Here is an 18412-nt window from a genome sequence, read left to right as displayed (position 1 = left end):
CTGAATCTTCGATGGAGTGGCAGCACGCGTAACAGTCTGCCAACGGATGCGTACGCAGTTTAGCCGATTGAACTTCAAAAACCATAGTCCTAATCCGTTTCTTCCGTCTGCGAGCGGCGTTACACTGTGCGCCGAACTTTTGAGTAATGGATCATGTTATGCGCATTCACATCCTCGGGATTTGTGGCACTTTTATGGGTGGTCTGGCGGTGCTGGCTCGTTCACTGGGACATCAGGTGACCGGTTCAGACGCCAACGTTTACCCGCCAATGAGTACACTGCTCGAACAGCAAGGCATTGAATTAACGGAAGGTTATGACGCCAGTCAGCTTGATCCGGTGCCTGACTTAGTCATTATCGGCAATGCGATGACGCGAGGTAATCCTTGTGTGGAAGCGGTGCTGGAACGCAACATTCCCTACCTCTCTGGCCCTCAGTGGCTGCACGATTTCGTGCTGCGCGATCGCTGGGTGCTGGCCGTGGCGGGAACCCACGGTAAAACCACCACAGCCGGCATGGCAGCGTGGATTCTCGAGGCCTGCGGCCTTGAACCCGGCTTCATTATTGGTGGTGTGCCTGGAAACTTCGATGTCTCGGCAAAATTAGGAAAAAGTCCATTCTTCGTGATTGAAGCGGATGAGTACGACTGCGCGTTTTTTGATAAGCGTTCCAAGTTTGTCCATTACTCTCCACGAACCCTGATCCTCAACAACCTTGAGTTTGATCACGCCGATATCTTTGACGATCTGCGGGCGATCCAGAAGCAGTTCCACCATCTGGTGCGGATCGTGCCCGGCCAGGGCAAGATCCTGCTGCCGGAACATGATCCTAACCTCAAACAGGTGATGGCGATGGGCTGCTGGAGCGAGCAGGAGAGTGTTGGTGAGCACGGGCGCTGGCAGGCGAAGAAGCTGACCAACGATGCGTCTCACTGGGAAATCTGGCTCGACGGCGAGAAAGTCGGGGAAGTGAACTGGGCGCTGGTGGGCGAACACAACATGCACAACGGCCTGATGGCAATTGCTGCCGCGCGGCATGTAGGTGTGAAGCCGGAAGATGCCGGCCAGGCGCTGAACACCTTTATCAATGCACGTCGCAGGCTGGAGCTGCGTGGTGAAGTGAATAACATCAAAGTCTATGATGACTTCGCTCACCATCCGACGGCCATTCTGGCGACACTGGCTGCCCTGCGCAGTAAAGTGGGTGGCAGAGCGCGCATCCTGGCCGTGCTGGAGCCTCGCTCCAATACGATGAAGATGGGCGTCAGCAAAAACGACCTGGCGCCGTCGCTGGCGCGTGCGGATGAGGTCTTCCTGTTCCAGCCGCACCATATTCCGTGGCAGGTTTCAGATGTAGCAGAAGCGTGCATTCCGCCTGCGCACTGGAGCGCGGATATCGATACCCTGGTAGAAATGGTGGCTAAAGCCGCTCAGCCGGGCGACACGATTCTGGTGATGAGCAACGGCGGATTTGGCGGCATTCATCAGAAGCTGCTGGACAGGCTGGCCTGAAAATCAGGCGCCCGTTTCGGGCGCTTTTTTTTAAAGCGTTATTGCCGTTATTATTATTTCCTGAATAAATCCCGCATAGTTTGAATCCGATCTGCTCACTCTTCCTTCAGTTGCCATATTTTCTTTATTAGTGTCTGAAACAGAAAGGCCACACCTGCCGGTTATTTTTAGCATCGTCTCTGTTGCAGCTGAGAAATAAATAATAATCAGAAGGATTCAGATTAAAGAAAAAATTAACAGGTTTTCTTTATGTGGCATCTTATATTAATACAGTTTTTAAATATAAGTTAAATTTGGGTTAAATGAATTCAGATAATTCATTGCCCTTATTACTGAGAATAAGGACATTTTTATGGGAAAAAGTACAACACGATCATTAGCTCTGGGCGTCATGCTGTTATGCACTTCCGCAGCAGCGCTGGCAACGGCTACGGTGGATTACCGGCACGAGTACCGTCTTCGCGACCGCACGCACTATGACAAGCTGGGGCTGAGTACAACGCTGCCGGATAATATGTTTCTTGGCGTCGAAACCAAATTTAAAACCGGTGGCGCAGATCCAAAAGATAAATATTATAACGACACCGTGTTAAATGTGGTGGAAGTCACCTTTCTGAAATCCTATTACTGGGAGAACTGGACGCTATCGCCTTTTATTCAGCCGGAATTTAACTCCTCGCGCACCGAATGGAAGTTTGGTGTGGCACCCTGGTATAAAATTAATGACCGCTGGTCTGTTGGCGGATTATATCGCCTTGAACTGACCGATTATGCCCATGACGATCAATGCCGCACCGGGGGTATTGATTATTGCGATACTGACCGGCATCGCACGGCTAACCGTTTTGATCTCTACCTGCGGAATAAAACCGATCGCCTCACCACCACCTATAAGCTGGTGTATAAGCACGCGGATGCGAAACTGTTTGCTAATAAGCATGATGACTATGAACAGGAGTTACAGTTCGATTATGCGCTTGGCAACGATCGCGTCTGGGTGCCTTACGTCACCTTTGGCGATATCGGACGTTCTGCTACATCGAGCGAACGCCAGTTGCGGCTGCGCACCGGTATTCTCTATATCTATCGGTAAGTGCTGCCGGGAGGCGGGCGAGACTGCCCGCCATGACATTACTGCGCTTCGGCCAGCTCGCGCAGATACTGGAAAATCTGACGGGCAGACTTCGGCGGCTTGTTGCCCGCTTTCTCTTTCTGCGCGTTACGGATCATGCTGCGTAACTGCTGACGATCGGCATCGGGATAAAGCGCAATCACGTCGCTCATCGCCTCATCACCTTGCTCAATCAGACGATCGCGCAGCATTTCCAGTTTATGGAACAGCGCAACCTGCTGGTTGTGGCGATTCTTGAGCTTATCCAGCGCAATGCGGATAGGCTCCACATCAATGCTGCGCAGCAGTTTACCGATCAGCTGCAGCTGACGGCGGCGACCCTCTTTCCTGATGCGCTGTGCCAGTTCGATCTCGGTGCGCAGGCGCTCATCCAGCGGGATTTTATCCAGCGAGTTTTTACCCAGATCAACCAGTTCGGCTCCCAGGCGCTTTAACTCTTCTGCATCGCGTTTAATTTCACTCTTACTGACCCAGATAATCTCTTCATCTTCTTCTTCGTCATTATCTGGCACATCGTCGAGCCACTCATCGGGCTGTCTGGTCATTTCCGGGCTCCCAAAAAAAAGAGGCTAATCCTACCAGTTTATCGGGTGACTGCGAAATTGTTCTCTGACTCTGATAGACTCAAATCATTCACACATAAGATTAGACGGCAGGTCGATGAACGTATCTACTCAGGTTGCAGAACAGCGAAAAGTACTGGAGCAGGCCATTGCGCAGGCACTTGAACTGGCTAAAGCAAGCACTGACAGCGCGGAAGTGGCTGTCAGTAAGACCACCGGCATCGGGGTCAGCACCCGTTATGGCGAAGTGGAAAACGTTGAATTTAACAGCGACGGTGCGCTGGGCATCACCGTTTATCATCAGAATCGTAAAGGCAGTGCCTCATCGACCGACCTCAGCCCGGATGCGATCAAACGTACCGTGCAGGCGGCGATTGATATTGCCCGCTACACCTCGCCCGATCCGTTTGCCGGTCTGGCCGACGCAGAGCTGCTGGCCTATGATGCGCCGGATCTGGATCTTTACCATCCGTGGGAAATTGACGCTGACCGCGCCATTGAACTGGCCGCGCAGGCGGAGCAGGCGTCGCTGCGTGCCGACAAGCGAATTACCAACACCGAAGGCGGCAGTTTCAACAGCCACGTCGGCATTAAAGTGTTTGGCAACAGCCATGGAATGTTGCAGAGCTACTGCTCAAGCCGCCATTCGCTCTCCAGCTGCGTCATCGCTGAGCAGGATGGCAATATGGAGCGCGACTACGCCTATACCATTGGCCGTGCGTTTGAAGATTTGAAAAGCCCGGAGTGGGTAGGAGCCGAGTGCGCGCGCCGTACACTCTCCCGTCTGGCCCCGCGTAAACTGCCGACCATGAAAGCCCCGGTAATTTTTGCCGCTGAAGTGGCGACCGGCTTGTTTGGTCATCTGGTTGGTGCGATCAGCGGTAGCAGCGTTTACCGTAAATCGACTTTCCTGCTGGATTCAATGGGGCAGCAGATTCTGCCGGAGTGGCTCACCATCAGTGAACAGCCACACCTGCTGAAAGGGCTCGCCTCCACGCCGTTCGACAGCGAAGGAGTGCGGACTCAGGCGCGCGACATCATCAAAGATGGCGTATTGCAGACCTGGCTGCTGACCAGCTATTCCGCACGTAAACTGGGTCTGACCAGCACCGGTCATGCTGGTGGTATTCATAACTGGCGCATTGCGGGTCAGGGCCACAGCTTTGACGACCTGCTGAAGCAGATGGGAACCGGATTAGTGGTGACCGAGCTGATGGGCCAGGGCGTCAGCGCCATTACTGGTGACTACTCACGCGGTGCAGCCGGTTTCTGGGTTGAGAATGGCGTCATTCAGTACCCGGTCAGCGAAGTCACCATTGCCGGCAATCTTAAAGAGATGTGGCACAACATGGTGACCATCGGTGACGATATTGAAACCCGCAGTAATATCCAGTGCGGTTCCGTGTTACTGCCTGAGATGAAAATAGCGGGACAATAAAGATGAATTCCTGAAGCAGCCTGTTGGCTGCTTTTTTTTCATCACAATAAAAAGGAAATAATGATGCGTAAGCATGTGATTGCAATGTTGTCGGCTTCTCTGTTGTTCTCCAGCGTCAGCCTCTATGCGGCAGATCTGGAGCAGGATATGGACACGCTCAATGCGAACCTGAAAATCGTTAAGAAAACGGACAGTGCGCAGGAAATGCAGCAGGCGTTAACCAAAATGCGAACCGCGGCGCAGGATGCCAAAAAGTCGACGCCTGATAAGCTGGAAGGTCAGCCTGCTGACAGTGCGCAGCTCAAAGACTACCACGCGGGCCTTGACTCACTCATCGCACAGATTGACGTGGTCAGCGCGCTGGCGAAAGCCAACAACGTGGACGGCGCAAAGCGCGAAGCCGCTAAATTTGATGACATCCGTAATACCAACCATAAGAAATTCCGCTAATCCGACCGCCGGTCAGCCCGACCGGCGGTTTTTACCATCACTTCTGCTTATCACCGCACCGTAAACCACCGCCCGGCAGTCTGGTTGCCGCACAACTTTACCGCCTGGCAAAGCTAACGCCATCATTTTGCGCATTTTGCGACGCATATCACATTTAGCGTGCAGCCTGCGATCTGGCGCACAACCTTCACTTCAATTTCCACTTACTGCTGGAAATGTTGCCTCTCCACAGCCGGGGTGATGACCGCTAATTTATTTCTAACGCGAATTATCCGGTTTAACAGGAGTAGCAAGGTGAGCAATAACGGCGTCCCGGTGTATGAAGCGCCACCGGAGAAAGTGCAACAGCTGGCTGACAGCGTAATGACGCAGATTGCGGCGATCTATCAGCAGCATGGCATTCAGCCCAATGCGGTCCAGCAGCAGATGCTGCAATCGCATGTCGGTGCCATGGCGTCACGCTCGCTGAGCGGGGAGCCACTGCCGGAAGTGGAAGCGGAGCTGTTTGAGGATATTCCGCCTGAAACGGTCGCGCTGGCGCAGCAGGTCGTCGACCTGTTCGGCAATCTCCCCCGCGAAGAGGCCTGGCTGCTGTCAGTGCATATTGAAGTCGCGCGATCAAATAACTGAAGAGGAACACACCATGGTAACAGTAGTGATTGGCGATCGTTTAGGTAAGGGCCAGAAAGTGGCGGCGGGCATCGAGAAAGCGGGTGGTCGTGCTGTCGTGGTGCCAGGCGTGGCCGCTGACATGAAGCTGGGTGACGTGATGAAAGCAGAAAACGCCGATTTCGGCATCTCGTTCTGCGGCAGCGGCGGCGCGGGTGCTATCACCGCGCAGAACAAATATGGCTACAAAGCCAAACACGGCATGCGTTCTGTTGACGAAGGCGTCACCGCCATCAATGAAGGCGCCACCGTGCTGGGCTTCGGCTTTATGGATAAAGAAGAGTTAGGCGAGCGGCTGGTGCAGGCCTGGAACAAGAAGCACGGCAGCTGATTATGAAAGAACACTACGTTACCCAGGTGACGGTTGAGGGCAAAGGCGACACCAAAGCGAAAGCCTTTGCCGATGCCCTGAGTCGTGTGCAGAACCAGGTTCTGCGCGCGACGCAAAAAATTCTGCTGCGCATCGAACCTCAGGATGTCCGGGTGCTGCGCGCGCAGGAGAGCGTCAGAACCGAGAAGTTTCTCTTTTTCTTTCTGGCGCGCCAACGGCGGAGCTTCAGCGTGACGCTGGAGATCACCGTCAGCGTCACCGTTTTCGACACCGAGCAGGTGACGTTCACGGCGGCATCATAAAACAGAACCTGTTTACATCAGCCCGCCGTTTGCCCATTCCACTGCTGTAGCGATAGCGCGGCGGTCAGGCCGGGGCGATGCGGCGACGCGGATAGGGCGGGTAAAAACGACAACAAGGTACAACAACATGTTTTTAATCATTTTGTTTAAGTCGTTGATCATTGGGGGCCTGGTTGGCGTCGGCGTTGGCGCAGGGGCTGCACGTATGTTCCACGCGCCCACCACCCAGGGCATGGGGGCCTTTCGTACGCTGGGCGAGCTGAACTCGTGTGAAGGCGATCCGGCATCTCACTTCTCCTTTGGTCTTGGCTTCTTTTTCAATGCCTGGGCATCGTCTGTCGCAGCCGGTTCATTCACGCAGGATGTGGACCATCGCATCATTCCAAACTGGGGTGCGGCTGCCCTGATGGTGAAGAATCGTAATGTGGCGGAGACGCTGCACGATCCGAAAAAAATGGCCGTCACCTGCGGCATCATCGGCATGATCGTGGTCGCCTTCCTTAACTCTACCGCCTCTGCTGTGCCGGCTGCGCTGCAGGTGACGGCGGTCAAAGTGCTGGTGCCCGCCGCAAACCTGCTGGTGAATACCGTCATGCCGGTCATCTTCTGGCTGGCGGCGATCGATGCCGGCAAAAAGTCAGGCTTCTGGGCCACCATTTTTGGCGGTCTGGCGCAGCTGATCATGGGCAACGCCGTACCAGGTCTGGTGCTGGGGATCCTGATCGGTAAAGGCGTGGAAGAGAGCGGCTGGAACCGGGTCACCAAAGTAATGATGACCGCCATCGTGCTGCTGTTTGTGCTGAGCGGTTTCTTCCGCGGTTTCGACATGAAGCTGCTGCAGTCCTTCCAGCTCGGCATTCCAGGCTGGCTCGACATGATCCACAACTCAGTCAGCGGCAAATAAGAGGCGATGCGATGAACGAAAATAAAGGCTTCTGGTACGCCGACTGGTCTTTCCCGATCTTTGTTGGCCTGCTCTCCTCGGGCGTTTTCGCCGGGACGCACATGTATTACCTCTATGGCATCGGCGCGTTTAACGAAGTGGCGTTTGTCTCGATGCTGCGCGCAGGGATGGAAACTGGCGTCTACGGCGCGGTCGCCGCCTTCGGTGCCAGCTTCCTGTTTGCCCGAATTATCGAAGGCTCGCTGGTGGGCATTCTCGATATCGGCGGCGCGATCCAGACCGGGGTCGGGCTGGGTGTGCCGGCACTGCTGCTGGGGGCGGGCATCGTCTTTCCCGTGGCGAACTTCGCAGCTTCGCTGGCGACGGGCCTGGTGATTGGCGTGGCGATTGGCTACCTGATTATTCTGGCGCGTAAATTCACCATCAATCAGAGCGATTCGACCTACGGCGCAGACGTGATGATGGGCGCGGGTAATGCTTCCGGCCGCTTCCTGGGTCCGCTGATCATCCTGTCCGCTATGGCAGCCTCCATTCCGATTGGCCTGGGTTCGCTGCTGGGTGCGCTGCTGTTCTATCTCTGGAACAAGCCGATTACCGGCGGTGCGATCCTCGGCGCGATGATCCTGGGGGCGCTGTTCCCGATTGCTCTCTGAATCTCACCGGCAGCCCGGTAGCGGGCTGCCGTTAAGGAGAAACCATGTACGACTTGATTATCCGCGCAGCAAGACTCTGCGATGAGCAGGTGGTCGATATTGCGCTGCAGGATGGCCGCATTGCGGCTATCGGCAACGTGCAGGGCAGCGCACCGCGTGAGCGCGATCTGGCGGGCCGCTACTACGTCAGCGCTGGCTGGATAGACTCACACGTTCACTGCTATCCAAAATCACCGATTTACCATGATGAAGCGGACGCGATTGGCGTGGCGCATGGCGTCACCACGGTAGTCGATGCGGGCAGCACCGGCGCAGAACACATTGACGATTTCTACCAGCTGACGCGCGCGGCGCAGACTCAGGTCTATGCGCTGATCAATATCGCCCGCACCGGCATCGTCACTCAGAATGAGCTGGCCGATATGACGCAGATCGATGGCGAGGCGGTGCAGCAGGCCGTGGCACGACTGCCCGATTTTATTGTCGGCCTTAAGGCGCGCATCAGCAGCAGCGTGGTCGGTCAGAACGGCATTCTGCCGCTGATCAAAGCCAAAGCGATCCAGCAGGAGAGCGGCGGTCTGCCGCTGATGGTTCACATTGGCAATAATCCACCCAATCTCGACCAGATTGCGGATCTGCTGACCACGGGCGACATCATCACGCACTGCTTTAATGGCAAACCCAACCGCATTCTGACGCCGCAGGGTGAACTCAAAGCGGCGGTCAGACATGCTATCGCGCGTGGCGTAAAACTCGATGTCGGACACGGCAGCGCCAGCTTCAGCTTCGAGGTCGCCCGCGTGGCGATTGCGCAGGGCATTCTGCCCGACACCATCAGTTCTGATATCTACTGCCGCAATCGCCTGGCCGGGCCGGTTCACAACCTGGCGCATGTGATGTCGAAATTCTTTAGCGTTGGCATGACGCTGCCGCAGGTGATCGACTGTGTCACGGTTAACGCGGCCGCCGGACTGCGCCTGCTGCGCAAGGGCCAGCTGAAAGTTGGCTATGACGCCGACCTGACTGTTTTTAGCGTCAAAGTGGAAACCCGGCCCTTTATCGATTCAGAAGGTGAACAGGTCGCCGGTGAGAAGCATCTGGTTCCGCTGGCGGCCGTGGTCGCTGGTACGTGGATCGCGACAGAAGAAGGAAAAGCGCATGACCTCGGTATATGAAAAGTATGGCCTGAAGCCGGTAATAAACGCCTCTGGCCGTATGACGATCCTCGGCGTCTCTACGCCATCGAGTGACGTGATCGATACGGTAACGTACGGCCTCGACCACTACTTTGAAATGAAAGATCTGGTAGATAAGACGGGTGCTTATATCGCCGGTCTGCTGAAGGTGGAGAACGCGCTGGTGGTCTCCTGCGCCTCCGCAGGCATCGCCCAGTGCGTGGCGGCGGTGATTGTGAAAGACAATGACTGGCTGGTGGATAACCTGCACGCCGCGCCGCTGACCATCCCGCACCAGATTGTCGTGCCGAAAGGGCACAACGTGAACTATGGCGCCCCGGTCGGCAGCATGGTGGCACTGGGTGGCGGGCAACTGGTGGAAGCGGGGTACAGCAACGAGTGTTCATCCGCTCAGCTGGCGGCGGCGATCACGCCGCAGACCGCAGCAATCCTCTATGTGAAATCGCACCACTGCGTGCAGAAGAGCCATCTTGATGTAGCGCAGGCCGCGGTGGTTGCGCGTGAGCATGGTGTGCCGCTAATCGTTGATGCGGCAGCGGAAGAGGATCTGCAGTGTTACTACCAGGCGGGCGCCGATCTGGTGATCTACAGCGGTGCAAAAGCGATTGAAGGGCCGACCAGCGGGCTGGTGATTGGCAGACACCACTACGTTGAGTGGGTCAAACGCCAGACCAACGGCATTGGCCGCGCGATGAAAGTGGGTAAAGAGGGGATTCTGGGGCTGACCCAGGCAATCGAAAACTATCTGACGCAGCCAAAAATCAGCGGCGCGCAGATGGTGGAAAAAATGACGCCGTTTATTGATCAGCTCAATGGCCTGCATGGCGTGACGGCTCGCATCGTGTGGGATGCCGCCGGACGTGATATCGCCCGCGCGGAGATCGCCTTTGACGAAGCTGCGATCCAGCAGCGCACTGGCGATCTGGTGCAGGCGCTGAAAAAGGGCGACGTCGCGATCTACTTCCGTGGCTACAAAGCTAACGAGGGGATCATTGAAGCAGACGTGCGCAGCGTCAGCACTGATCAACTGAACACTATTTTCACCCGCATTCAGGCACTGTTAAACGGAGAGAAACACGCATGACGCTGACCCCCAACTTTTATCAGGATCGTCTCTGCCTTAACGTCCTGGCGGGATCAAAAGAAAACGCCCGCGCCATCTGGCAGGCAGCAGAAGGTCACGTGCTGGTCGGCGTGCTGTCAAAAAACTACGCCAGCAATGACGCCGCTATCGCTGATATGCGTGAGTATGCCGCGCTGATCGATAATGCACTCTCGGTGGGGCTGGGCGCGGGCGACCCTAATCAGTCACAGATGGTGAGTGAGATCTCCGCGGTGCTGCAACCGCAGCATGTGAACCAGGTCTTTACCGGCGTCGCCACCAGTCGTGCGCTGCTGGGCCAGTCACAGACTATAGTGAACGGTCTGATCTCGCCCACCGGCACGCCGGGTCAGGTGAAAATCTCAACCGGACCGCGCAGCGCAAAAGAGCGCGACGGGATCGTGCCTATCGAAACGGCGATTGCGATGCTGCAGGATATGGGCGGCAGCTCAGTGAAATATTTCCCGATGGGCGGTCTGCAGGCGGTGGATGAGTACCGCGCCGTGGCGGAAGCCTGTGCAAAACTCGATTTCTGGCTGGAGCCCACCGGCGGTATCGATCTGGAGAATTTCGGCGAGATCGTGCGCATTGCGCTGGAGTCCGGCGTCAGCAAAGTGATCCCGCACGTCTACAGTTCGATCATCGACAAAGCCAGCGGAGAGACCCGCATCGAAGATGTGCAGCAGCTACTGGCCATCTGTAAAACGCTACTGGCGTAGAGATCGACACGATCAGCCTGCAGCAGGCCGATCGCGCAACATGGACGTTGTGTGACGATCGCCGTAGGCTGATGCTCCCACTTTCTGTCTGCAAACAGGTAACGCTTGTGAGATTTCCCAATCAGCGCCTTGCGCAACTGTTCGATGCCCTGCAAAACGAAACGCTGCCTCAGGATGAGCTGGCGCGGCGTTTTGCCGTCTCGACCCGCACCGTGCGCACCGATATCACGGCGCTGAATGCGCTGCTGGCAGAGCATGGCGCGCAGTTTATCCTGAGCCGTGGCGCGGGCTATCAGCTGAAGATTGAGGATGCTCAGCGCTTTCAGCATCTGCAGCAGCACACCGCGTCGCCGCTGCGGGTGCCGCGCACCTCGCCAGACCGGGTTCGCTACCTGCTGACCCGCTTTCTCACTGCGGCCTATTCGCTGAAACTTGAAGAGCTGGCCGAAGAGTGGTTTGTCAGCCGCGCCACCCTGCAGAATGATATGGCAGAAGTCCGCGAATGGCTGGGGCGCTATCACCTTACTATTGAGAGCAAGCCACACTACGGCATGAAGCTGTTCGGCAGCGAAGTGGCGATTCGGACCTGCCTGACCGATCTGTTATGGCAAATCGATCAGGCGCAGCCGGAGAGTCCGCTGCTGACGATTGAAGCGCTGAACAGCGGCATGCTGGAGACGCTGCGCCCGCTGCTGCAAAACTGCTTTGCCCAGCACAATATTCGCCTCAGCGATGAGGGCGAGCGCTATCTGCGGCTTTACTGCGCCGTGGCGGTGCGTCGCATCAGTGAAGGCTATCCGCTAAACGATCCGGGAGCCGAGGAGATTGGTGATGAGGTGCGTGAAGCGGCACATCAGCTGATTAATCTGATGCGCCCGCTGGTCAGCAAACCGATTTCACCGGCGGAAGAGAACTGGCTGCGGGTCAATATTGCGGCGCGGCGTATTCAGGCGATCGCCCCCAGCGCTATTAATGCCGATGACGCTGACGCGCTGGTGGATTACCTGCTCAGCTTTATCAACACGCACTACAACTTCAATCTGCAAAACGATCAGCAGCTGCGTGCCGATCTGCTCACCCACATCAAAACCATGATTACCCGGGTGCGCTATCAGATCCACATTCCCAACCCGCTGCTCAGCAACATCAAGCAGCACTATCCGATGGCCTACGATGTCACCTTAGCGGCGGTAACCAGCTGGGGGAAATATACCCCGTATGTTATCTCCGAAAATGAGATCGGCTTTCTGGTGCTGCATATTGGCGTCGGGCTGGAGCGCCACTATGACGTCGGCTATCAGCGCCATCCGCAGGTGCTGCTGGTGTGCGACAGCGGTAACTCTACGCTGCGCATGATTGAGGCAATGCTGCTACGTAAATACCCGCAGTTACAGGTCACGGCGCGCCTGTCACAGCGCGAATATGAGGCGCGCAGCCGTATTGACGAGGATTTTGTTATCTCGACCATCCGGCTCAGTGAAAAAGAGAAACCGGTGGTGGTGATGTCACCGTTTCCCACCGGTTTTCAGCTGGAGCAGATTGGCAAGCTGGTGCTGGTTGACCGGACCCGGCCCTACATGTTGGCGAAATTTTTTGATGCCCAGCACTTCCATATTGTCGACAGGCCGATGACCCAGTCTGAACTGTTTCGTCAGCTGTGCGATCAGCTGGAACAGGAGGGCTTTGTGGATGCGGCGTTCTGTCCGTCGGTTGAAGAGCGTGAAGCGATTGTCAGCACCATGCTTGGCGAAGGGATCGCACTGCCGCACTCGCTGGGGCTGCTGGCAAAGAAAACTGTGGTCTATACCGTGCTGGCACCGCACGGCATTGCGTGGGGCGACGATACCGCCTATGTCATCTTCCTGCTGGCGATCAGCAAAAGTGAGTATGAAGAGGCAATGGCGATATACGATCTGTTTGTGACCTTCCTGCGTGAACGGGCGATGACCCGCCTGCGGGACAGCAGCGATTTCAGCAGCTTCAGGGCGGTGGCGATGGATTGCCTGAGCCGGTCTTAGCTTCGCCCTGAAACCATGATACTTAGTTTTTCTTCGCCAGCAGGCGCGGGATCTCGCGCAGACACCAGGATTTGGCTTCGCCCATGCTGTCACGTCGCCACGCCATAATAATATCGACCTCGCGAGTATACTCCGGACTCACTACCCGCAGGCGGCCTTCGGCAATATCCTGCTCGACTAATGAATAGGGCATGGTTGCCACGCCCAGGCCCGCCAGCAGCGCACGGCGCTTGTCGTCCATGCTGCTCACGGTCAGGCGCTGCTGCTTATCCAGCAACTGCACGGTCAGCACCGGACGCTCACGTGCGGTATCCGCAACCGCAATGCCACGGTATTTCACCCGCGTCACTTCAGACTGCGGTTCCGGCTCGTTATGAATCGGGTGATCCGCACTGGCGACGTAGACGCTCATCATGGTGTAGAGCTTGCGGGTATTGATTTCGGTAGAGGCGCGGAAGTGCATATCGGGGGCAATCACGATATCGGCGCGGCCCTGTTCCAGTCGTTCCCATGCGCCCGCCAGCACTTCCGTGACCAGCGAAAACTGCGTGTTGGCTTTGTCAGCCAGACGAGTCACCAGTGGAAACAGTGCATCAATGGGCACCAGCGCTTCGGTAACAATGGTCAGATGGGTTTCCCAGCCACGCGCCAACGCTTCCGCATCGGTGGTGAGCTTGTCGGCCGCTTCCAGCAGTACCCGGCCACGCTCCAGCAGCATGCGTCCCACGTTGGTAAATTTGGTACGGTGACCGGAGCGGTCAAACAGCACCACATCCAGCTCCTCTTCCAGCTTCTGCATGGTGTAGCTGAGGGCGGAAGGCACGCGCCCCAGTTCATCTGCGGCTGCTGCAAAACTGCCACGCCGATCAATCGCATCCATAACGCGTAACGATTCAAGGGTTAACGCACGCTCTTTTGCCATCCCGGTTCTCTGTCAGGAAATTTGAACATGCCGGGCAGATTAACTGGCTAACAATCCGGCGTCCAGACTTTTACCATGGGTGCATAAAGTCCGTGGCCGATCCTCGTCACCGGATGCCGGAGGTAAATAATGATAACGACACGCAGTGCGTCCGCCTGTGGTCAGGCCGATTTCGGCTGGTTACAGGGCCGCTACAGTTTCTCTTTTGGCCACTATTTTGATCCTAAACTGATGGGTTACGCGTCGCTGCGCGTACTGAACCAGGAAGTGCTGGCACCGGGTGCCGCTTTTCAGCCGCGCACTTATCCTCAGGTCGATGTGCTGAACATCGTGCTGCAGGGTGAAGCTGAATACCGCGACAGTGAAGGCAACACCATCAGCGTGCGGGAAGGGGAAGCGCTGCTGCTCTCTGCTCAGCCCGGAGTGAGTTACACCGAAATTAACCTGAGCAAAGATCGCCCGCTGACGCGCATGCAGCTCTGGCTGGCCGCCTGTCCGGAGCGCGAAAATCCGCGGATGCAGAAAATAGCCCTGACGGAAGGTCGCGTGTCTCAGTTGATTGCTTCGCCGGATGGCGTGGACGACAGCCTGCAACTGCGTCAGCAGGTGTGGATCCATCAGGTCGAGCTGGCACCGGGCGAACATTACTCGCTGTCGATACAGGGGCCACGAGCCTACCTGCAGTCGATTCACGGTTCGCTGGAGGCGATGTCTGGCACGGATCATCAGGAGAAGCTGGGCTGTGGCGATGGTGCCTTTTTGCAGGAAGAGAAGCAGTTGCAGCTGACTGCAAAAACCGCGACCCGCGCGCTGGTCATCGATATTCCGGTCTGAAAATCGGGCAATAAAAAAGGCGGCCAGGGCCGCCTTTTTGCGTTTTTATCGGTTACTTCAGCATGGTAAAGGCGGTGGTGACGTGCTTCACGCCACTGACGCGGCTGGCAACATCGGCCGCGGCCTGCGCTTCCTGTTGCGTCACCAGACCCAGCAGGAACACTTCGCCATTCTCGGTCGTCACCTTCACGTTGGAGGATTTCACCTGATCGCTGCCCAGCAGCTGCGAGCGAATTTTGGTGGTGATCCAGGTGTCTGACGACGTGGTGCCCAGCGTCACTTTCTGGCCGATGCGGATCTCGTTGTAGACCTCGGTTGCGCCATCAACGCCCATGGTGATTTGTTTGGCACGATTGGCGATCTCCTGCGAAGGCGCCTGGCCGGTCAGCAGCACTTTGCCCTGATAGGCGGTGGCGATGACGCGGGCATCGGTTTTAATCTGCTGATCTTTTGCCAGCGCGTTAGTGACGCGCAGCTCCAGGGTGCCGTCATCAACCTGCGTCCCTACCGAGCGGGGATCGGTCGCCGTTTTGGTGGCAACCGCTGCGCCGCCAGCCACAACCGCAACGCAGCCCTGCAGCAGCATGGCGGTTAACAGAATAGCTATAGCATTCAATGCTTTCATTCGTGCTCCTTCGGTCATTCCTGATGGGGAAAGAGAGTGTTATCGATCAGATCGCATAAGCAATTAACGGTGAGCATATGCATCTCCTGAATACGGGCGCTGCGGTGCGACGGAATGCGGATTTCCACATCCTGCGGACCCAGCAGTCCGGCGAGCTCTCCGCCATCATACCCGGTAAGCGCAACGATAGTCATATCGCGTGTTACCGCCGCTTCTACCGCCTTGATGATGTCGCGGGTGTTGCCCCGGGTTGAGATAGCCAGTAACACATCGCCTGCGTGTCCCAGTGCGCGTACCTGCTTGGCATAGATTTCATCATGCAGACGGTCGTTACCAATCGCGGTCAGCATCACGTTGTCGGCACTTAAGGCCAGCGCCGGTAAGCTGGGGCGTTCGGTCTCAAAACGGTTGATCATGCTGGCGGCGAAGTGCTGGGCATTGGCAGATGAAGCACCGTTACCACAGCTCAGAATTTTATTGCCATTCAGTAGCGACTGCACCAGCGTCATGGCCGCGCGCGAGATAGCATCGGGCAACGCCTCGGCTGCGGCAATCTGGGTTTGAATACTTTCGGTAAAACACGCTTTAATTCTTTCCTGCACACGACCACCTGGTTCTAAACGTCTGCATTAAAGGCATTCGGCAGCCACTCGAGCGCCGTGCCGGTAATGGCGATGATGTCGAAACGGCAATTCACTGTTTCAAAACTGCCGCCGCGTTGCGCCAGCCAGAGAGCGGCGGCGCGCAGCAGCTTTTGTTGTTTATTCCGGGTAACGCTGGCAAGTGCGCCACCATAACGCGCATCGCGCCGGTAGCGGACTTCAACAAACACCCAACAGTGCCCGTCACGCATAATCAGGTCAAGTTCACCATTGCGAAAGTGAACATTGCTGGCGACCCATATCAGGCCAGCCTGCTCCAGATAGCGCCGGGCATCTTCTTCATGCCCGGCACCAATCTGACGGCGATTTAGTTGGCCGGTGCGATTTCGCCCCGACGATACTGGTTCCATGTCAACTTCCTGTTGATCACACAATCCGTGTCGGCGCTGAGCTTGCCGGTATTACCATCCAGCGTAAAGCCAGGAGACTGACGCATCTGGTTGAAGTGATTCGCCAGCGTCCAGGCATCCATACCCATGGCATAGAGACGCACCAGCGAGTAGTCATTATTGAATGACTTCGAGGTCTGCTGCATCAGGCCAGGGTTGCTGCCGGAGAGCAGCGGAATATCGCTGAACTGCAGGCCATCCATTTCCAGACGGAAGTCCGGGCCGGCACCCGCCTGCGCGCTGCGCGAGCTGGCGTAGAGCGAGATGTTGCTGCGGCTGCCGGTGCGCATGGCAATCATAGGTTTAATCAGCTGCAGTTCATCCTGCGTGGAGACGATGTAGACCGCATCGACGCCGCCACCGCTGCTGGTGCTGACCACATCTGGCGTGCTCTGTTGCGGTGCCGGAATGGTCAGGCCCGCAATCGAAACGCCCTGCGGCTCGGCAGGTGCAGCATTCACCGGCGTACCCGATAAGCTGATGCCCGCACCGCTGTTGATGCCCTGTTTCAGCTCAGAGGTCGAGCCAAAGCGCTGTTGCATGACCGTGCTGCCACCCAGCGTCTGCCACTCCTGAGCAAAGGCGTTGGTCACGCGATCGCCCAGTCCGCTGCGCGGCACCAGCAACAGCGGCTGGCGTTTGCCCTGATCCCAGATATGGTGCGCGGCATCGCGCGCTTCGTCTTCAGGAGAAAGCGCAAAGTAGCAGATATTCGGATGGTTCTGGATCTTCTCCGGCTCGTTGAGCGCCAGCACGTTCAGTGGTGTCTGGCTGTTGGCGACCTTCTCAACGTTACTCTTCAGCAGCGGGCCGACCACGATAGTGGCGCCGTCCTGCTGTGCCTGCTGCATCACCTGCTCAATAGGCTGGCTGCTGGTGTCATAGACCTTAATCTGGGCGTTGCTGGCCGGTGCGGCTGCAGCAGGCTGAGACTGGGGCTGTGACTGAGGTGGGGTTGTGGTGTCAGCAGACTGCTGCGGTGCGCTGATGGGATCGGCAGCCGATCCCGCGGCAGCGGCAGGTTGCGTGCCGGCCGTCGCATCTGCAGCGGCAGGCTGAGCAGCAGCAGGCTGCGCGACCGGTGCGGAGACGCCGTTCTTCGCGTCGTTAAAGCCCTTCTGAATCGCATTCGCGAACACCTGCGCCTGGCCGTTCAGCGGCAGCAACAGCGCGATGATGCTGGTTGAGGCTTTGGTGTAGTTCTGCATCTGGCTCAGCTGCGTCGGCAACGTTTTGGCCGCCGGGTTCTGTGGATAGCGGGTCTGCCAGTCTTTGATGCCTGACTTCAGCATCTCCGCATCCTGCGCGTTGGCGCGCCAGACCGCGAGCAGATCGAGCCAGCCCTGCAGCACATTTTCGTCGGCATTAATCACCAGGTTGCTGGCCTCCTGCGGCGACATCTGCGTCAGTGTCTGCCAGGTGGCGTCAATGTTGGCCTGATGATCGGTGCCTTTCAGCAGCGGCTCCTGCGCAATATAGGTGCGCAGCAGTGAGAGTGAAGGGCGTCCCTGGGCGCTGGCGATCTGCAGGCTGTAATAACGCGCCAGCTGATCCTGCGACAGCGAACCGGTTTTCACCTGTGCTAACAGGGGGTCAGCCTCTTTGGTTTTCTGCTGTGAGATCAGCAATTGCGCTTTCAGCAGCAGGGATTCCTGTTGCTGCGTCTCAGAGAGCTGCTGTGGCAACTGGCTCAGTTGCTGGGTCGCCTCAGGATACTTTCCTTCCTTCAACAGGGCGCGGATTGCGAGTAATTGCCAGTCGGTCTTGCTATCATCGCTGCTTTGCTGCGCTTGCTGCAGATAGTAAGCGGAGCTGGCGGTGACTGGCCCCTGAATATTGACGGTTGAGGTTTGCGGCCCCTGACCGCTACATGCGGCTAAAATCAGCCCAGCAAGAATGACAGGCAGAAAGCGTCCTGCTTTATGACGAACGACTTTTGAAGGAAGCATACTGTATCCAGTGATGTTTTTTTCAAGATGCTCAATATTAAAT

At 56.8% G+C, this 18412-nt stretch carries 20 protein-coding genes; 14 read left to right on the top strand and 6 right to left on the bottom strand.

The annotated features are described in order from the left end of the window. Window positions 1–158 precede the first annotated feature (158 nt). Window positions 159–1511 (top strand): UDP-N-acetylmuramate:L-alanyl-gamma-D-glutamyl-meso-diaminopimelate ligase, encoded by a 1353-nt coding sequence (mpl, locus tag AC6I8C_RS16255; RefSeq protein WP_033784102.1) that lies wholly within the window; start codon window positions 159–161, stop codon window positions 1509–1511. Between the two features lie 352 nt (window positions 1512–1863). Then, the gene (locus AC6I8C_RS16250; RefSeq protein ID WP_497823058.1) at window positions 1864–2604 is read left to right on the top strand and encodes an oligogalacturonate-specific porin KdgM family protein; all 741 of its coding nucleotides are present in this window, start codon (window positions 1864–1866) and stop codon (window positions 2602–2604) included. Between the two features lie 38 nt (window positions 2605–2642). On the opposite strand, the gene yjgA is transcribed toward AC6I8C_RS16250, so the two are convergent. Further along, window positions 2643–3188, bottom strand: a complete 546-nt coding sequence (gene yjgA, locus AC6I8C_RS16245; protein WP_497823057.1) for a ribosome biogenesis factor YjgA — start codon at window positions 3186–3188, stop codon at window positions 2643–2645. A gap of 115 nt (window positions 3189–3303) precedes the next feature. Here yjgA and pmbA point away from each other — a divergent pair, with 115 nt between their 5' ends. From pmbA to AC6I8C_RS16190, 11 genes are all read left to right on the top strand, one after another. Further along, complete coding sequence (gene pmbA / locus AC6I8C_RS16240) at window positions 3304–4644, top strand: metalloprotease PmbA (protein ID WP_013359153.1); 1341 nt, start codon at window positions 3304–3306, stop codon at window positions 4642–4644. A 63-nt stretch (window positions 4645–4707) separates the two neighbouring features. Further along, window positions 4708–5094: a cytochrome b562 gene (cybC, locus tag AC6I8C_RS16235; RefSeq protein ID WP_497823360.1), complete on the top strand. Its 387-nt coding sequence runs from the start codon at window positions 4708–4710 to the stop codon at window positions 5092–5094. Window positions 5095–5388: 294 nt separating this feature from the next. Then, window positions 5389–5724 (top strand): glycine dehydrogenase, encoded by a 336-nt coding sequence (locus AC6I8C_RS16230; protein ID WP_061063460.1) that lies wholly within the window; start codon window positions 5389–5391, stop codon window positions 5722–5724. Between the two features lie 13 nt (window positions 5725–5737). Continuing rightward, the gene (locus tag AC6I8C_RS16225; RefSeq protein WP_010256477.1) at window positions 5738–6094 is read left to right on the top strand and encodes an SFCGS family glycine-rich protein; all 357 of its coding nucleotides are present in this window, start codon (window positions 5738–5740) and stop codon (window positions 6092–6094) included. Between the two features lie 2 nt (window positions 6095–6096). After that, window positions 6097–6396 carry a DUF4312 family protein gene (locus AC6I8C_RS16220; RefSeq protein WP_013359149.1) on the top strand — a complete coding sequence of 100 codons (300 nt, stop codon included), beginning with the start codon at window positions 6097–6099 and terminating at the stop codon, window positions 6394–6396. A 127-nt stretch (window positions 6397–6523) separates the two neighbouring features. After that, the gene (locus tag AC6I8C_RS16215; RefSeq protein ID WP_497823056.1) at window positions 6524–7300 is read left to right on the top strand and encodes a DUF4311 domain-containing protein; all 777 of its coding nucleotides are present in this window, start codon (window positions 6524–6526) and stop codon (window positions 7298–7300) included. 11 nt (window positions 7301–7311) lie between these two features. Continuing rightward, window positions 7312–7953 carry a DUF4310 family protein gene (locus AC6I8C_RS16210; protein ID WP_010256482.1) on the top strand — a complete coding sequence of 214 codons (642 nt, stop codon included), beginning with the start codon at window positions 7312–7314 and terminating at the stop codon, window positions 7951–7953. A 44-nt stretch (window positions 7954–7997) separates the two neighbouring features. After that, window positions 7998–9128, top strand: coding sequence for an amidohydrolase/deacetylase family metallohydrolase (locus tag AC6I8C_RS16205; protein WP_497823055.1), 1131 nt, complete (start codon window positions 7998–8000; stop codon window positions 9126–9128). Further along, on the top strand, window positions 9112–10233 hold the full coding sequence (locus AC6I8C_RS16200; RefSeq protein WP_497823054.1) for a DgaE family pyridoxal phosphate-dependent ammonia lyase: 1122 nt from the start codon (window positions 9112–9114) through the stop codon (window positions 10231–10233). Before AC6I8C_RS16205 ends, AC6I8C_RS16200 begins: the two co-directional genes overlap by 17 nt. After that, the gene (gene dagF, locus AC6I8C_RS16195) at window positions 10230–10970 is read left to right on the top strand and encodes a 2-dehydro-3-deoxy-phosphogluconate aldolase (RefSeq protein ID WP_497823053.1); all 741 of its coding nucleotides are present in this window, start codon (window positions 10230–10232) and stop codon (window positions 10968–10970) included. The genes AC6I8C_RS16200 and dagF overlap by 4 nt, the downstream gene beginning before the upstream one ends. A 107-nt stretch (window positions 10971–11077) precedes the next feature. Continuing rightward, window positions 11078–12988 (top strand): BglG family transcription antiterminator, encoded by a 1911-nt coding sequence (locus AC6I8C_RS16190; protein ID WP_497823052.1) that lies wholly within the window; start codon window positions 11078–11080, stop codon window positions 12986–12988. Between the two features lie 22 nt (window positions 12989–13010). On the opposite strand, the gene AC6I8C_RS16185 is transcribed toward AC6I8C_RS16190, so the two are convergent. Next, window positions 13011–13910 (bottom strand): LysR family transcriptional regulator, encoded by a 900-nt coding sequence (locus AC6I8C_RS16185; RefSeq protein WP_013359142.1) that lies wholly within the window; start codon window positions 13908–13910, stop codon window positions 13011–13013. A gap of 129 nt (window positions 13911–14039) precedes the next feature. On the opposite strand from AC6I8C_RS16185, the gene AC6I8C_RS16180 reads away from it, so the two are divergent. After that, complete coding sequence (locus AC6I8C_RS16180) at window positions 14040–14744, top strand: pirin family protein (protein ID WP_497823051.1); 705 nt, start codon at window positions 14040–14042, stop codon at window positions 14742–14744. Between the two features lie 52 nt (window positions 14745–14796). Here the strand turns inward: AC6I8C_RS16180 and dolP are convergent, their stop codons facing one another. From dolP to AC6I8C_RS16160, 4 genes are read right to left on the bottom strand one after another with little or no spacing between them, the layout of a single operon-like run. Then, window positions 14797–15369: a division/outer membrane stress-associated lipid-binding lipoprotein gene (gene dolP, locus AC6I8C_RS16175; RefSeq protein ID WP_013359140.1), complete on the bottom strand. Its 573-nt coding sequence runs from the start codon at window positions 15367–15369 to the stop codon at window positions 14797–14799. A 14-nt stretch (window positions 15370–15383) separates the two neighbouring features. Next, window positions 15384–15971, bottom strand: a complete 588-nt coding sequence (gene diaA, locus AC6I8C_RS16170) for a DnaA initiator-associating protein DiaA (protein ID WP_497823050.1) — start codon at window positions 15969–15971, stop codon at window positions 15384–15386. Between the two features lie 14 nt (window positions 15972–15985). Further along, window positions 15986–16381 (bottom strand): YraN family protein, encoded by a 396-nt coding sequence (locus AC6I8C_RS16165; protein WP_033784093.1) that lies wholly within the window; start codon window positions 16379–16381, stop codon window positions 15986–15988. After that, window positions 16339–18369, bottom strand: coding sequence for a penicillin-binding protein activator (locus tag AC6I8C_RS16160; RefSeq protein ID WP_497823049.1), 2031 nt, complete (start codon window positions 18367–18369; stop codon window positions 16339–16341). The genes AC6I8C_RS16165 and AC6I8C_RS16160 overlap by 43 nt, the downstream gene beginning before the upstream one ends. Window positions 18370–18412: the final 43 nt, after the last annotated feature.

The organism is Pantoea sp. X-Soil-YNGN-844, from assembly GCF_059730595.1.
Note: the sequence above shows the minus strand (reverse complement) of the source record. Positions and strands in the feature narration are given on the sequence as shown.

Coding starts and splice junctions, on each gene's coding strand:
- mpl (WP_033784102.1), top strand. CDS start 159: ATGCGCATTCACATCCTCGGGATTTGTGGCACTTTTATGGGTGGTCTG.
- AC6I8C_RS16250 (WP_497823058.1), top strand. CDS start 1,864: ATGGGAAAAAGTACAACACGATCATTAGCTCTGGGCGTCATGCTGTTA.
- yjgA (WP_497823057.1), bottom strand. CDS start 3,188: ATGACCAGACAGCCCGATGAGTGGCTCGACGATGTGCCAGATAATGAC.
- pmbA (WP_013359153.1), top strand. CDS start 3,304: ATGAACGTATCTACTCAGGTTGCAGAACAGCGAAAAGTACTGGAGCAG.
- cybC (WP_497823360.1), top strand. CDS start 4,708: ATGCGTAAGCATGTGATTGCAATGTTGTCGGCTTCTCTGTTGTTCTCC.
- AC6I8C_RS16225 (WP_010256477.1), top strand. CDS start 5,738: ATGGTAACAGTAGTGATTGGCGATCGTTTAGGTAAGGGCCAGAAAGTG.
- AC6I8C_RS16220 (WP_013359149.1), top strand. CDS start 6,097: ATGAAAGAACACTACGTTACCCAGGTGACGGTTGAGGGCAAAGGCGAC.
- AC6I8C_RS16215 (WP_497823056.1), top strand. CDS start 6,524: ATGTTTTTAATCATTTTGTTTAAGTCGTTGATCATTGGGGGCCTGGTT.
- AC6I8C_RS16210 (WP_010256482.1), top strand. CDS start 7,312: ATGAACGAAAATAAAGGCTTCTGGTACGCCGACTGGTCTTTCCCGATC.
- AC6I8C_RS16205 (WP_497823055.1), top strand. CDS start 7,998: ATGTACGACTTGATTATCCGCGCAGCAAGACTCTGCGATGAGCAGGTG.
- AC6I8C_RS16200 (WP_497823054.1), top strand. CDS start 9,112: ATGACCTCGGTATATGAAAAGTATGGCCTGAAGCCGGTAATAAACGCC.
- dagF (WP_497823053.1), top strand. CDS start 10,230: ATGACGCTGACCCCCAACTTTTATCAGGATCGTCTCTGCCTTAACGTC.
- AC6I8C_RS16185 (WP_013359142.1), bottom strand. CDS start 13,910: ATGGCAAAAGAGCGTGCGTTAACCCTTGAATCGTTACGCGTTATGGAT.
- AC6I8C_RS16180 (WP_497823051.1), top strand. CDS start 14,040: ATGATAACGACACGCAGTGCGTCCGCCTGTGGTCAGGCCGATTTCGGC.
- dolP (WP_013359140.1), bottom strand. CDS start 15,369: ATGAAAGCATTGAATGCTATAGCTATTCTGTTAACCGCCATGCTGCTG.
- AC6I8C_RS16165 (WP_033784093.1), bottom strand. CDS start 16,381: ATGGAACCAGTATCGTCGGGGCGAAATCGCACCGGCCAACTAAATCGC.
- AC6I8C_RS16160 (WP_497823049.1), bottom strand. CDS start 18,369: ATGCTTCCTTCAAAAGTCGTTCGTCATAAAGCAGGACGCTTTCTGCCT.